Origin of the sequence: Amycolatopsis sp. 195334CR, from assembly GCF_017309385.1 — a bacterium.
Taxonomy (GTDB): Bacteria; Actinomycetota; Actinomycetes; order Mycobacteriales; family Pseudonocardiaceae; genus Amycolatopsis.
On sequence record NZ_JAFJMJ010000001.1, the window covers coordinates 2,310,468 to 2,323,756 of the forward strand.

13 protein-coding genes are annotated in these 13,289 nt (G+C 71.8%); 6 read left to right on the forward strand and 7 right to left on the reverse strand.

Features of this window, described 5'->3' with window-relative positions; translation table 11 throughout:
• Positions 1-74 precede the first annotated feature (74 nt).
• Complete coding sequence (locus JYK18_RS11310; protein WP_206804158.1) at positions 75-905, reverse strand: helix-turn-helix transcriptional regulator; 831 nt, start codon at positions 903-905, stop codon at positions 75-77.
• A 110-nt stretch (positions 906-1,015) separates the two neighbouring features.
• Here JYK18_RS11310 and JYK18_RS11315 point away from each other — a divergent pair, with 110 nt between their 5' ends.
• Positions 1,016-2,440 carry an MFS transporter gene (locus JYK18_RS11315; protein WP_307795862.1) on the forward strand — a complete coding sequence of 475 codons (1,425 nt, stop codon included), beginning with the start codon at positions 1,016-1,018 and terminating at the stop codon, positions 2,438-2,440.
• Positions 2,441-2,445: 5 nt separating this feature from the next.
• Here the strand turns inward: JYK18_RS11315 and JYK18_RS11320 are convergent, their stop codons facing one another.
• Positions 2,446-3,432: a LysR family transcriptional regulator gene (locus JYK18_RS11320; protein ID WP_242579059.1), complete on the reverse strand. Its 987-nt coding sequence runs from the start codon at positions 3,430-3,432 to the stop codon at positions 2,446-2,448.
• A gap of 162 nt (positions 3,433-3,594) precedes the next feature.
• Between JYK18_RS11320 and JYK18_RS11325 the strand changes: the two genes are divergently transcribed.
• On the forward strand, positions 3,595-4,152 hold the full coding sequence (locus JYK18_RS11325; RefSeq protein ID WP_307795863.1) for a hypothetical protein: 558 nt from the start codon (positions 3,595-3,597) through the stop codon (positions 4,150-4,152).
• Here JYK18_RS11325 and JYK18_RS11330 read toward each other — a convergent pair.
• On the reverse strand, positions 4,140-4,709 hold the full coding sequence (locus tag JYK18_RS11330; RefSeq protein WP_206802052.1) for a hypothetical protein: 570 nt from the start codon (positions 4,707-4,709) through the stop codon (positions 4,140-4,142). The genes JYK18_RS11325 and JYK18_RS11330 overlap by 13 nt on opposite strands.
• A gap of 76 nt (positions 4,710-4,785) precedes the next feature.
• Between JYK18_RS11330 and JYK18_RS11335 the strand changes: the two genes are divergently transcribed.
• Both JYK18_RS11335 and JYK18_RS11340 read left to right on the forward strand, forming a co-directional pair.
• A complete protein-coding gene (locus tag JYK18_RS11335) occupies positions 4,786-5,301 on the forward strand; it encodes an RNA polymerase sigma factor (protein ID WP_206802053.1) in 516 nt (171 codons plus the stop codon).
• Positions 5,298-6,176: a VOC family protein gene (locus tag JYK18_RS11340; protein ID WP_206802054.1), complete on the forward strand. Its 879-nt coding sequence runs from the start codon at positions 5,298-5,300 to the stop codon at positions 6,174-6,176. Before JYK18_RS11335 ends, JYK18_RS11340 begins: the two co-directional genes overlap by 4 nt.
• A 4-nt stretch (positions 6,177-6,180) precedes the next feature.
• On the opposite strand, the gene JYK18_RS11345 is transcribed toward JYK18_RS11340, so the two are convergent.
• Both JYK18_RS11345 and JYK18_RS11350 read right to left on the reverse strand, forming a co-directional pair.
• Complete coding sequence (locus tag JYK18_RS11345; protein WP_206802055.1) at positions 6,181-7,953, reverse strand: gamma-glutamyltransferase family protein; 1,773 nt, start codon at positions 7,951-7,953, stop codon at positions 6,181-6,183.
• Between the two features lie 20 nt (positions 7,954-7,973).
• Entirely contained in the window at positions 7,974-8,546 is a 573-nt protein-coding gene (locus tag JYK18_RS11350; protein ID WP_206802056.1) for a TetR/AcrR family transcriptional regulator, read from the reverse strand.
• Between the two features lie 77 nt (positions 8,547-8,623).
• On the opposite strand from JYK18_RS11350, the gene JYK18_RS11355 reads away from it, so the two are divergent.
• A complete protein-coding gene (locus JYK18_RS11355; protein ID WP_206802057.1) occupies positions 8,624-9,511 on the forward strand; it encodes a DMT family transporter in 888 nt (295 codons plus the stop codon).
• Here the strand turns inward: JYK18_RS11355 and JYK18_RS11360 are convergent.
• Positions 9,450-10,760 carry a UDP-glucose/GDP-mannose dehydrogenase family protein gene (locus tag JYK18_RS11360; RefSeq protein WP_206802058.1) on the reverse strand — a complete coding sequence of 437 codons (1,311 nt, stop codon included), beginning with the start codon at positions 10,758-10,760 and terminating at the stop codon, positions 9,450-9,452. The two genes, JYK18_RS11355 and JYK18_RS11360, sit on opposite strands and share 62 nt — an antisense overlap.
• Positions 10,761-10,902: 142 nt before the next feature.
• Between JYK18_RS11360 and JYK18_RS11365 the strand changes: the two genes are divergently transcribed.
• Positions 10,903-11,661, forward strand: a complete 759-nt coding sequence (locus JYK18_RS11365; RefSeq protein WP_206802059.1) for an SDR family NAD(P)-dependent oxidoreductase — start codon at positions 10,903-10,905, stop codon at positions 11,659-11,661.
• Here JYK18_RS11365 and JYK18_RS11370 read toward each other — a convergent pair.
• On the reverse strand, positions 11,658-13,289 hold the full coding sequence (locus JYK18_RS11370) for a TM0106 family RecB-like putative nuclease (RefSeq protein ID WP_206802060.1): 1,632 nt from the start codon (positions 13,287-13,289) through the stop codon (positions 11,658-11,660). The genes JYK18_RS11365 and JYK18_RS11370 overlap by 4 nt on opposite strands.

Here is a 13,289-nt window from a genome sequence, read left to right on the forward strand (position 1 = left end):
ACCTTTGAAAAGCTACGGCACCGGATGGACCAGCACGTCCGTTCAAAAGCGGCTGTTGGATTACGACGTGTGCGTTACGTGAACGCCGGGAGCTTCGCGGCGGTTTCGTCGTCCGCCGGGGTGAACGTGACCAGTCGCAGTTCCGACCGGCAGCCCAGCCACAGGTAGGTGGCGTCGAAGGCGAGCAGGCCCGCCTCCGGGTGCCGGTAGCGCTTGGTGAAGTTCTTCGGCGCCGCGACCTCGTGCCGGTTCCACATCACCTCGAACTCCGGCGACTCCGCGCGCAGCCGCTTGACCAGGCACTTCCAGCTCGGTTCGGTGAGGTGACTGGCCATCGCGGCGCGGAACTGGGCCACCGACGCGGGCATGTTGTCGGACCAGCCGACGATCCGGGCGCGCCAGTCCGGCCGGGTGAACGCCAGCAGGATCGAGTTCCGCTCGTCGACCGGCACGTCCGCGACGTCCATCAGCCAGTCGTACCCGCGGTTGAAGGCGAGGATGTCGGTGCGGGTGTTCTGCACGATCGCCGGGAACGGCTCCAGCTTGGTCAGCATGCGCTCCAGCCCCGGCGACATCACCGGGCAGTCCGGCGTCGTCGTGCGCGCGACGTCGGCCAGGGTGAACAGGTGGGCGCTTTCGTTGCGGTCCAGCCGGAGCGTGCGGGCGATCGCGTCCAGCACCTGCTCGGAGGCGCGGATGTCGCGGCCCTGTTCGAGCCAGGTGTACCAGGTGACGCCGACCCCGGCGAGCTGCGCGACCTCCTCGCGGCGCAGGCCCGGCGTGCGGCGGCGGGTGCCGTGCGGCAGGCCGACCTCCTCCGGCGCGATCCGCGCCCGCCTGCTGCGCAGGAAGTCGGCGAGGGCGCGGCGGCGGGCGGCACCCGGCCGCGGCGGCGCGTCGATCATCGTGGTCACCCGTCCACCATGACACCGCCGCGAGCCGGGTACCAGGTAGTCCCGCTACCAGGATGAGCACGGTCTGGTACCCGGCTGAGCCCGCGCCGAACCTGGGTTCCGTGACCACCACCCCGATCCGGCGGCCGCCCATCCCCGCGGCCGGCCCGCTGTCCACCGCCGGGCTGACCACCGTGCTGCTCGGCATGGCCCTGCCCCTGCTCGACTTCTTCATCGTCAACGTCGCGCTGCCCACCATCGACGCCGATCTCGGCGCCTCCACCGCGACGCTGGAACTGCTGGTCGCCGGCTACGGCACGGCGTACGCGCTGCTGCTGGTGATCGGCGGCAGGCTCGGCGACGCGTTCGGCAGGCGGCGCCTGTTCCTCGCCGGGCTCGCCGCGTTCACCCTCACCTCGCTGCTGTGCGGCCTCGCACCGACCGCCGAAGCACTGGTCGCGGCCAGGATCGCGCAGGGCGCTTCGGCCGCGATGCTGATGCCGCAGGTGCTCTCGGTCATCCAGGCGGGCACCTCCGGCGAGCGCCGGTCCCGTGCACTCGGCCTGTACGGCGCGGCGGGTGGCATCTCGATGGTGGCCGGGCAACTGCTCGGCGGCCTGCTCATCCACGCCGACCTGGCCGGTTCCGGCTGGCGGCCGATCTTCCTGGTCAACGTGCCGATCGGGCTGGCCGGGCTGGTGATCGCCCGGCGCACGATCCCGGAGAGCCGGTCGCCGCACCCGCTCGGCGTGGACGGCCGGGGCACCGCGTTGTTCGGCCTGGCCATGCTGGCGCTGCTGATCCCGCTGCTCGAAGGCCGCGCGCTCGGCTGGCCGGGCTGGATCTGGGTGCTGCTCGCGGTGTGCCCCTTCGCCATGGCCGGGTTCGTCGTGACGCAGCGGCGGAGCGAGCGCGCGGGCAAGGTGCCGCTGCTGCCGCCGTCCGTGCTGCGCTCCCCCGGCCTCGGCCGCGGCCTGCTGCTGGCGTCCCCGTTCTTCGCCGCGTTCTCCGGGTTCATGTTCGCCTTCGCGGTAGCCACCCAGGACGGGCTCGGGCTCGGTCCGCTCGGCTCCGGGCTGGCGATGAGCCCGCTGGCCGTCGGCTTCCTGGTGTCCTCGCTGGTCAGCAGCAGGCTGGTGGCCCGGTTCGGGGTTCGGGTGATCACCTACGGCACCGGCTTGCAGGCACTGGGCGTGCTGGTGCTGGCGGCGACCACGCTGGCCGCCTGGCCCGACCTGGACGTGCTCGCGTTCGCCCCCGGCCTGCTGCTGACCGGACTCGGTCAGGGCGCGGGCATGACCACGGTGTTCCGGGTGGTGCTGGCGCGGGTGCCCGCCGATCGCGCCGGGGTCGGCAGCGGGGCGCTGACCACGGTGCAGCAGACCTCGATGGCGCTCGGCGTGGCCGCCTTCGGCACGTTGTTCGCCGTCGCCGCCGAACCGTCGGTGCTCGGCATGCGGAATGCGTTCGTGCTGATCATGACGATTCAGGCGGTCACTTCACTGCTGCTTTCCCTTTTCTCGACGAAATTGCCGGACCCGCGCTGACGAATTCATTCCCGCCATTCCGAGTGCTGGAGCAGCAATGCGTCCCAGAGCAATTTCACCGCCGGGGACTGCTCACCCCGGCGGGCGAATGCGCCGACGAGCACTTCCAGTCGCGGGTCGAGGTCGTTGACCACCGGAACGACGCGCAGGCCGCCGCCCTCGGGGATCCGCCCGTCGGTGGCGGCCTCACCGATGCCGCGGGTGACCAGCATGCAGCCGCGCACCAGCCCGGAGTGCAGCAGTTCGAACCCGTAGTTCAGCGTGTCGATCTCGGCGGCCACGTCCAGCTTGTCGCGGTAACCGGAGCCGAACCAGCCGCGCAGCACCTCCGCGATCAGCCCGGTCGCCGAGATCACCAGCGGCAGCGTGTGCAGTTCCTTCGCCCGCAGCACCGGCCCCGGCAACTGGGACTCCGGCAGGTTGGTGATCACCGAAAGCCCGCTGCGGCGCCATTCCAGCACCTCGCAGTCGGCGAACTCCTCGCCGCCGGAGGTGACCACGCTGCCGCAGACCACGTCCGCGCGCTTGTCCGCCAGCGCGGGCAGGAGGTCCTTGGTGCGCAGGTGGAGGAAGCGCAGTTCCACGCCCAGCCGGGACAGTTCACCGGCGATCTTCTCGCTCACGCTGGTGACAAAACCGAGGGTGAATCGGGTGGTGCCGACGGTCAGCGTTTCACCGGTGCGGCGGCGGCCCTCGTCGATTTCGTCGAGCCAGTCGGCGAGCGTGCGCCGCGCGCGTTCCACCATCGCCTTGCCGGTCTCGGTGAACAGCACGTCCTGCCCGCGCCCCTGCTTGACCACCAGCGGCTCCCCGCAGAGCTCGCCGAAATTGCGGTTGAGCGTGTCCAGCTGCTTCTGGATGCTGGACTGGGCGCGGCCGAGCGCGCGGGCCGCACCGAGCGCGGTCCCGGTATCACGGACGGCGATCAGGGTGCGCAGCTGATCCATGGTGGTGTCCAGCAACGATTGCGGGCTCTGGAGCAACCGATTCATAGGGCGGAGTGTAGACCCGGCGAAACTGATCCCGGCACCACTTGAACAAATCTGGAAATTACTTACGACAATTACTTCTCAGCACCACCCGTTCCGTGCCAGTATTTCGCCCGCCACTGATGGCGCCCCCTTACTTCCAGGCCGTCGAGGAGAAACACGCCCGTGACCCACCCACCGATCGCCGCGGCCGAGCCCGTGGCCCCGGCCCGCCGCCCCGGCACGATCACCGCCCTGCTGGGCACGGCCGCGGCCGCGGCCGTGTCCGCGATGGCCGGTGCCGCGGTGGTCCTCACCGGCGGCGCGGAACTGGCGGCGGAGAACGTGCGCTCGGTCTTCGACCAGCTCGCGCCCGAGTTCGGCCTGTCCGGGATGAGCGCCGCCGACGTCCAGGAGCTCTCCGGCCCGCTGTGGCAGGAGATGATCGACTCGCGCACGACCAGCCTCGCCGCCCGCGGCGTGATCGCCGCCTTCTTCGCCCTGTGGGTGCTCGGCTTCGCGCTGTGCGCCGGCAAGGCCGCCACCTGGGCCAGGGTGCTGGTCACCATCGGCTCGGTCCTGCTGGTGCTGACGCACCTGCTGATCGTCTCCGACTACCCACCGGGCGCGGTGGGTCCGCTGGGCTGGGTCGCCGTGGCGACCGGCCTGGCCGCGGTCGTGCTGTGCTGGTTACCGGCCAACAACCGGTACGCACGCGCCGCGAAGCTCGCTCACCGGCCCTGAGGGGGGTCGTGAGTGGTCAGTTCCCACTCACGAGGTAGAGCGAGACGCAGGTCGGGCCGGGTCGCCGCATAGCGGTAGGCCCGGTCCTTCGCTGTCCACGGCACCGGACCGGAGACGGCCAGCACCCGCCGGGCCCGGCGCAGCCCGCCCGGCGTGTGCAGCTGCTTCAGGTCGTTGCCGAGCACTTCGGCGAAGGCGATCGGCGCGGTGTCCTCGTCGACGAACAGGTCCGTCCACAGCGACTCCAGGATCGCCTCCGGCGGCTTCGGCGCCTCCAGCCGAAGCCGGTAGTTCGCCCAGAACTCGCTGGTGAGACCCGGTTCGAGGGCCCGCCGGATCTCCACCGTCACCGGGTACGCGTCGAGCAGATCGAGCAGGCCGAAACCGAGCAGCAGCCGCGCGTAGCCGGTCAACTGAGGTTCTTCGAGCAGCTCCCGTGCCCATTCGTGCGCGACCTCGTCGGCGTCCAGTTCCTCACCGCGCGCCAGCCACACCCCGTCGGCCTCGACCACGTCCCGGTCGGCGAGCCAGGTCCGCACGCGTTCGACCACGTCCATCCGGCCAGTGTGCTCTCCCGGAGGAATTTCGGCGCGAGGGCGTCGGAGCACCGGCCCGCCGGACGACGATGGGGGTGTGAACGAACCCAGGGTGCACCGGGACCCGGCGTTCGCGCTGCTGGAGCTGTACGACGCGGCGTTGCCGGAGGTCTACGGCTACCTCCTGGCCAGGTGCGGGAACCGGGTGGTCGCCGAGGAGCTGACCTCGGAGACCTTTCTCGGCGCGGTCCGCGCGTGCCGGTCGGCGGGCGCGGCGCCGGTGTCCGTGCCCTGGTTGATCGGGGTGGCCAGGCACAAGCTCGCCGACCACTGGCGCCGCCGCGCCCGCGAGGAACGCGGGTTGCGGCTGGTGCACGACGTGCAGCCGGAGACCGTCGATCCGTGGGACGCCGAACTCGACGTGCTGCGGGCCCGCGAGGTGCTCGGTTCCCTCGGCGCCCACCACCAGGCGGCGCTGAGCCTGCGCTACCTCGACGGCCTGCCGGTGCCCGAGGTCGCCGAGCACCTCGGGCGCACCGTGCACGCCACCGAAGCCCTGCTGGTCCGGGCGCGATCCGCGTTCCGCCGCGCGTATGAGGAGGGAGAGTCGTGACCGATCCCTTCGACGCTCTCCGCCGTGCGCCCGAGCCGGTCGCCCCGGATCCGCGGTTCGCCGACGAACTGCGCGACCAGCTGCGTCGCGCGGTGCTGAACGGAGGAGAGATGACCACCACCGAAACCACGCCACAGGCCCAGGTGCGCTCGCTGACCCCGTACCTGGTGGTGACCGACGCCCGCCGCGCGCTGGACTTCTACGTCGAGGTGTTCGGCGCGACCCGGCGGGCCGACCCGATCGTGATGGAGGACGGCCGGGTGGGGCACGCGGAACTGGCCATCGGCGACACCGTGCTGATGCTCGCCGAGGAGTTCCCCGAGCTGGGCAACGTGGTCGCGCCCGAGGGCGGGCCGCTGATCCGGGTCGAGGTGCCGGACGTGCGTGCCTCGGTGGCCCGCGCGGTCGAACTGGGCGCCGAGGCGCAGGGCGGGGTGGAGGACCGCGGGCACGGGCTGACCGGGCGCATCAAGGACCCGTTCGGCCAGCGCTGGCTGATCAACCCGGCGCCGGCGCGCCCGTTCGAGGACGGCCCGGAGATCCGGCACGGGCACGCCCTGTACTTCACCTTCCAGGTGCCCGACGACACCGCCGCCAAGGCGTTCTACGGCTCGGTGCTCGGCTGGCAGTTCACCCCCGGCTCGGTCCCGGACGCCTGGGGCATCGAAGGCCACGGGCTGCAGGGCGGGCTGTGGGGCGGGGACCGCCAGGTCGGCTGGAAGCTGATGTACGCGGTGGACGACCTGGCGGCCGCGGTCGACCGGGTCCGCGCGGCGGGCGGCCGGATCGTCGAGGGCCCGAAGCAGGAGCCGTACGGCCTGACCGCCGACTGCGTCGACGACCAGGGCATCGAGTTCTGGCTCTGGGAGGCTTGAACCTTTAACGTCCGACGGCGTACCCCTGCATGCCGCGGGGGTTCGCCGCCGCCCGTAGCACGCCGTTCTCGTGGGACACCGCGGAAAGGCGGCCCAGTCCCCAGGCGCCGCCGTCGACGACGTGGTGTCCCCACGCGGTCAGCTGGTCCATTGTGGACTGGCCGAGCCGCGACTCCACCACGAGCTCGCGCGGGCTCCACGACCGCGGGTAGAACGAGCTGGGGAAGGCGGTGGTGTGCCAGTTCGGCGCGTCGATGCTCTCCTGGAGGTTGAGCCCGCCGAGCGTGTGCGCCAGCCAGAAGCACAGCTGCCACTGGTCCTGCTGGTCGCCGCCCGGGGTGCCGAAAGCGATCCGGGGCTCGCCGTCGCGCAGCGCCATCGACGGCGACAGCGTGATGCGCGGGCGCTTGCGCGGCGCCAGCGAGTTCGGCAGGCCCTGCTCCAGCCAGAACATCTGACCCCGCGAGTCGAGGCAGAAGCCGAGTTCGGGGATCGCCGGGCTCGACTGCAGCCAGCCGCCGGACGGGGTCGCGGAGACCAGGTTGCCGAACCGGTCGGCCACGTCGATGTGCACGGTGTCGCCGCGGGTCTCGCCGGTCGGCATGACCGTCGGCTCGCCGACCGCGCCCACCGCGGCGGTCACGTCACGCAGGGAGTCGAGGATCTTCGGCAGCCTCGGCGTGCGCCCGCCGGGTGAACCCGGCCGCAGTTCGCCGCTGGCCTCGTCGCCGATCAGTTCGCGGCGCTGGGCGGCGTACTCGCGGGACAGCAGGTCGTCCAGCGGGACGTCGCCGGAATCGCCGTACCAGGCTTCGCGGTCGGCGAAGGCCAGCTTCGCCGCCTCGACCGCCAGGTGCACCGTGCGCGCGGTCGGCTTCCCGTCCACATAGGACAGCTCGTCGCGCAGGCCGTCCAGCAGCAGCACCTGCTGCGCCAGCGCGGGTCCCTGGGTCCAGCCGCCCGCCTTGACCAGGCTCCAGCCGTCGAGGTCGACCACCACGGCGTCCTCGTAGGTGGCTTCCCAGCTCGCCAGGTCGTCGCCGGTGAGCAGACCGGCGTGGTCGCGGCCGGAGTCGTCGCGGAAAGCCTTGCGGGAGAAGGCGTCCACGTACTCGGCGACAAATCCCTGCGACCAGGCGCGGCGGGCGGCGTCGATCTGCGCCTCGCGACCGCTGACCGCTTCGGCCTCTTCGAGCAGCCGGGTCCAGGTGCGCGCCAGGGTCGGGTTGCGGTGCACGCCCTTGGCGGATTTGCCGTCCGGCAGCCAGATCTCGGCCGAGGTGGGCCAGTGGTCGGTGAACAGGTCCGCCACCAGGTCGATCGTCGCGCTCACGCGGTCGACCAGCGGCACGCCGTTTTCCGCGTACGAGATCGCGTAACCGAGCACCTCGCGCAGCGACTTCGTGCCGTGGTCGCGCAGGAGCAGCAGCCAACCGTCCCAGGCACCCGGCACGGTCGAGGGCAGCAAACCGCTGCCGGGGATCAGGTCGAGGCCGAGGTCGGCGAAGTGCTCGGGCGTCGCGGCCGCGGCCGACGGGCCCTGCGCGGCGAGCAGGCGCGGGGTCGGGTCGTCCGCGGTGGTGAACAACGCGGGCACCTGCCCGGCCGGGCCGCAGAGGTGCGGTTCGGCGACCTGGAGCACGAAGCCCGCCGCGACCGCCGCGTCGAAGGCGTTGCCGCCGCTCTCGAGCACCGCCATGCCGGTGGCCGAGCCGAGCCAGTGTGTCGACGCCACCATGCCGTATGTGCCGGTCAGCTCCGGCCGAGTCGTGAACACAGGGCCGATAGTACGCGTTGCTAACGGTTTTGCTGAGCCCCGATCAGCCCGGCGGCGATCGCCCTGGCCGAGCGGACCGCGCCAGGGACCAGGTCCAGCGAACCGGCCACGGTCGCGCCTTCGAGCAGGATCAGCAGCGCACCGGCCAGTTCGACCGGCTCCGGCAGACCGGCGCGCTCGGCCAACTCCCGCAGGTAGTCGCGCAGCCAGCGCTTCTGCTCGGCGATCACCCGGCGCCCGGGGTGGTCGCCGTCCGGCAGTTCGGCGTGGGCGTTGACGAACGCGCAACCCCGCGGGTTCATCGTGCGCATCCAACTGTCGAGCGCGTCGAAGACCAGGAGCAGGCCGTCGGCCGGGGGCGCGTCGCCGACCACCGCGTGCACGTGGGCCCGCCAGCGCTCGTCACGGCGGCGCAGGTAGTGCCCGATCAACGCGTCCTTCGAGCCGAACCGGGCGTAGAGGGTCTTTTTCGTGACCCCGGCTTCCCCGGCGATCAGATCCACGCCGACCGCGTGGATCCCCTGGTCGTAGAAGAGTTTTCCGGCGACCTCGAGCACCCGCTCGGCCGCCGGCGTCAGTTCCGTCGCAGCCATGACTTGACACTACACCGTTCTGTCTACCACTCTCGAATGGGTAAACAGATCGGTATACCCCGTTTCGAGGAGGGTGGATGCGCACCGGCTTCGTGCTGATGTGGAGCTCCGGGTTCGTCGGTGCCGCGCTCGCCGCCGGTACGGCGAGCACCGCCACCACACTGATGTGGCGGTGCCTGGTCGCGGCGGTGTTGATCGGCGGCTGGTGGTGGCTGACCCGGCGGCGACGGCTGGGCCTGCGTGAACTCGGCCTGCAAGCGCTGATCGGCCTGCTGTCCCAGTGCGTGTACCTGTCCGGCATCTTCTGGTCGGTCGACCTTGGCGTGCCGTCCGGCACGGCCGCGCTGGTCGCCGCGCTGCAGCCGATCGTGGCCACCGTGCTCGGCCAGTTCGTGCTCGGCGAGCACGCTTCGAAGGCCCAGTGGCTCGGGTTGGCGATCGGGCTGGGCGGGGTCGCGCTGGTGGTCGGCGGCGACCTCTCCGGTGGGAACGCGCCCGCGCTCGCCTACGCGCTGCCGGTGCTGGCCATGCTCGGCCTGGTCGCGGCGACCCTGCTCGAACGCCGCGCCGGCGTCTCCGTCGAACTGGGCGACAGCCTGGCCATCCAGTGCGTGACCAGCGCCGTCGTGTTCACCGGCGTGGCCGCCGCGAGCGGGCAGCTGGTGCCGCCGGCGAGCGGTTCGTTCTGGTTCGCCATCGGCTGGGTGGTGGTGCTGTCCACCTTCGGCGGTTACGGCTTCTACTGGCTCAACCTGCGGCGCGGCTCGGTGACCTCGGTGTCCAGCCTGCTCTACCTGACCCCGCCGACCACCATGCTGGCCGGGTTCCTGCTCTTCGACGAGACGCTCGACGTGCGTGGCCTGCTCGGCGTCGCGGTCTGCGCGCTCGCCGTGTTCCTGGTGCTCAGGAAACCGCGGTCTTCGGGAAAAGTGCCTCCCGAGCCCGCCCGATGCCCTGCCAGCTGAGGCCCGCGTCGAGCACGCGCCGCGGTTCGAGCAGGTTCCGGGTGTCCACCACGGCGTCGCCGTCCATCAGCTCGGCCAGGTACTCCCAGTCGAGCCTGCGGAACTCGGCCCACTCGGTGAGCACCACGACCGCGTGCGCGCCCTTGGCCACCTGGTAGGCGTCGTCCACCACGGTCATGCCGGGCAGTTCGCCGCCGACCGCCGGGTCGTAGGCGGTCAGCTCGGCACCGTGCGCGGCGAGCACCGAGGCGACCGCCAGCGCGGGCGAATCGCGCAGGTCGTTCGTGCCCGCCTTGAAGGCCAGGCCGAGCAGGCCGATCCGGGCGCCGTTCAGCGTGCCGCCGACCGCGCCGGCGATCTTCGCGATGATCCGGTCGCGCTGGGCCACGTTCTCGTCGATCGCCGCGCGCAGCAGGCCGAACTCGAACCCGGCCGCCTCGGCGATCCTGGTCAGCGCGTGGGTGTCCTTCGGCAGGCAGGAGCCGCCCCAGCCGGGGCCGGGCTTGAGGAAGGACCGGCCGATGCGCCGGTCGTAGCCCATGCCCTCGGTGACCGCCTCGATGTCGGCGCCGAGGCGCTCGCACAGTTCGGCGATCGCGTTGACGTAGGAGAGCTTGGTGGCCAGGAAGCAGTTCGCCGCGTACTTGACCAGTTCCGCGCTGGCCGCGTCGGTGACCACGGCGGGCGCGGCGAGTTCGTCGTAGAGCCCGGCCACCCAGTGCGCGGCGGCCAGGTCGTCCGAGCCGACCACGATGCGGTCCGGGTGCAGGAAGTCGGACACCGCGGTGCCTTCGCGGAGGAACTCGGGATTGGAGACCACCGGCACGTCGTCGCGGCCGAGCAGGTCGCGGATCCGCCGCGAGGTGCCCACCGGCACGGTCGACTTGGTGATCAGCGCGCAGCCGGCCGGGACGACGTCGCCGATCTCGGCGGCCACCGCCTCCACCGCCCGCAGGTCGGCGGAACCCCCGGCCCCCATCGGCGTCGGCACGCACAGGAAGATCCCATCGGCGGTGGCGACCGCGGTCCTGGCGCCCACCACGAAGGACAGCCGTCCGCTGGTCAGCCCCCGGCCGACCAGTTCGGCCAGTCCCGGCTCCAGGATGTCCACCCGCCCGGCGGCGAGCCGGGCCACCTTCGCCGCGTCCACGTCGACGCAGGTCACCTGATGACCGATCGACGCCAGGCAGGCGCCCGTGGTCAGTCCTACGTATCCGGTCCCCACCACCACGATCCGAGCTGGACTCATGTCGTGAAGGTGACAGCCGGAGTTGACCGCGAAACCAACAGCAGCGAACACACCCGCGTACTCCTGCGGACGGGTGGGGTGGACGAGATGCGAACGAGCGTTAACCTGGTGGCGTACTCGGGCAGGAAGGACACAGCAGACCATGCAGATCACCGACACCGCGGCCGTAGTCACCGGAGGCGCGTCCGGGCTGGGCGGGGCCACCGCCAAGGCGCTGGCGGCCGGGGGCGCGAAGGTGTTCGCGCTCGACCTCGCCCCGTCGATCGCGAAGGCGGACCAGGTCGAGGGCATCACCTACGTCGAGGCCGACGTGACCGACCCGGAGCAGGTCCGCACCGCGGTGGCGCAGGCCGCCGGCTCCGGTTCGCCGCTGCGCGTGGTGGTCAACTGCGCCGGGATCGGGCCGTCCGCGCGGATCCTGTCCAAGAAGGGGCCGCACGACCTGGACTTGTTCCGCAAGGTGATCGAGATCAACCTGATCGGCACGTTCACCGTGGTTACCGTGGCCGCCGAGGCGATCGCCAAAACCGAGCCGCTGGAGCACGACGCGCGCGGGGTGATCATCAACACCGCTTCGGTGGCCGCCTTCGACGGGCAGATCGGGCAGGCCGCCTACGCCGCGTCGAAGGGCGGGGTGGTCGGGCTGAACCTGTCGGCCGCGCGGGACCTGGCCTCGCAGGGGATCCGGGTGATGACCATCGCGCCGGGCATCATCGACACCCCGATGCTGGCCACCGTCAGCGACGAGTTCCGGGCGAGCCTGGCCGCCGGCGTCCCGTTCCCGAAGCGGCTCGGGCAGCCGGAGGAGTACGCCAAGCTGGCCCTGTCCATCATCGACCACGACTACCTCAACGGCGAGGTCATCCGCATGGACGGCTCGCTGCGGATGGCTCCGCGCTAAAGATCGCCCATATACGGCACGTTCTGCGCTTCGTCGCTCATCCAGCGGCGGAGCGTGTACGTGGCCATCACGTCGTCCTCGTTGTACCGCAGGATGCGTTCGGCCTGTTCGGGACGCGGCTCGTCGCCGTCCAGGCCGACCGCGTCCCGGTACCAGCGCATCGAGGCCTCACCGCTGGCCTCCGGGTCGCGCCAGCTGAAGCCGGCCACCGGGGCGATCACCTTGAGCCCCTTGCCGTGCGAGCAGAGGAACTGGTCGGACACCAGCTGGAACAGGTCCACCCACTCCTCGGAGTCCACAAAGGACTGGATGTCCGAGCGCGGCGGGATGCCGTCCTCCCCGGCGAAGCGCTTGACCGTGCCGAAGAGCCAGCGGTTCTCGGCGAGCGCGTTGTAGCAGTAGGCGCGGAAGGTCAGCCCGGCCTTCTCGGCGCGCTGGCGCACCTCGGTCAGCCAGCCCCAGAACTCGGCGAACGAGCGTGCTTCGTCCGTGGTCGGCAGCGGTTCCCAGGTGGCGAAGGCGTGGTACCCGTGCGGCACGCCGATGTCCGCGCCGGACAGGAAGCAGCCCCACAGGTAGGCGCCGGAATCGCCGAAGCTCTCCATGTCCACGTCGACTTCGACGTCGGCCCGCGGCACCTCGACCCGGTCCACCTTGCGCACCACGTTCAGATCCGCCAGCCACGCCCTGGCCAGCATCACCGAGTTGCCGAAGGACTCCCCGGTCAGCGGCACCGGCGGGCCCTCGGCCGGGTCCAGCGCGGCCAGCTTGTCCACAGTGGACACACCGGCGCGGCGCAGCTCCACGCCGTCCTCCCCGCGCACCACCAGGCTGACGTCCCTGGCCGCGAGCAGCTGGTCCCCGCAGATCGGCCACCACGGGCAGTGGCGGCATTCGAGCACCCGCGACGGCTGCGCGAGCGGCTCCTCCCCGGCGGCCGCCGCCTTCGCCACGGCCAGCCGGTCGGCGAACCGGGCGTCGTACTCGGTGAGCGCGCCCCGGCCGCCGGGCCAGGTCTGCGCGTTGAGGTCGTGCCACACCACCACGTCGGCGTCGAGGCCGATCACGCCACCGAGGGCACGCGGATCGGCCAGCCCCAGCTTCTGCAGCATGCGGCGGATGTGCGCCAGGCGCAGCTGGTCACGCGGGTGCGAGCGGACCTTGCGCGCCGGATCGGGCGTGGCGTTGTCCGGGTCGAGATCGGTCAGGCCGGTGGTCATCGCGCCTTCACCGCGGTCGGTGATGCGGTGGCGGACCACCAGCACCGGCACGTAGCCGTCCGCGGTGCGCACCAGCACCTCGACCCCGCCGCGGCGGCCGCCGTCGAGGTCCACCGGCAGCAGCGCGCCCCAGATGAACGGGGTGCGCGTGGCCAGCGCGGATTCGGTCAGCGCGACCCGGTCCGGCACCGGCAGGTCGCGCGGCACGCTCGCCCAGCCCTCGCCGATGGCCGCGATCAGCCGCCGGGCGATCTCGTCGCGGTGGGCCGCGGCGTCGGCGATGCGCTGGGCCGCGGACGGGTCCTGCGGGGCACGCGGCACGTCGCGGACCGTCGGGTCGTGGTCGAGGTGCACCCGGCGGCGGCAGCGCGTGACGGCCCCCGCGTCCAGCAACACCTCGTTTTCCAT

What these genes read in the sequence shown, in the direction of transcription:
- JYK18_RS11310 (WP_206804158.1), bottom strand. Translation starts at nt 905, where the DNA reads ATGATCGACGCGCCGCCGCGGCCGGGTGCCGCCCGCCGCCGCGCCCTC.
- JYK18_RS11320 (WP_242579059.1), bottom strand. Translation starts at nt 3,432, where the DNA reads ATGAATCGGTTGCTCCAGAGCCCGCAATCGTTGCTGGACACCACCATG.
- JYK18_RS11330 (WP_206802052.1), bottom strand. Translation starts at nt 4,709, where the DNA reads ATGGACGTGGTCGAACGCGTGCGGACCTGGCTCGCCGACCGGGACGTG.
- JYK18_RS11350 (WP_206802056.1), bottom strand. Translation starts at nt 8,546, where the DNA reads ATGGCTGCGACGGAACTGACGCCGGCGGCCGAGCGGGTGCTCGAGGTC.
- JYK18_RS11355 (WP_206802057.1), top strand. Translation starts at nt 8,624, where the DNA reads ATGCGCACCGGCTTCGTGCTGATGTGGAGCTCCGGGTTCGTCGGTGCC.
- JYK18_RS11360 (WP_206802058.1), bottom strand. Translation starts at nt 10,760, where the DNA reads ATGAGTCCAGCTCGGATCGTGGTGGTGGGGACCGGATACGTAGGACTG.
- JYK18_RS11365 (WP_206802059.1), top strand. Translation starts at nt 10,903, where the DNA reads ATGCAGATCACCGACACCGCGGCCGTAGTCACCGGAGGCGCGTCCGGG.
- JYK18_RS11370 (WP_206802060.1), bottom strand. Translation starts at nt 13,289, where the DNA reads ATGGAAAACGAGGTGTTGCTGGACGCGGGGGCCGTCACGCGCTGCCGC.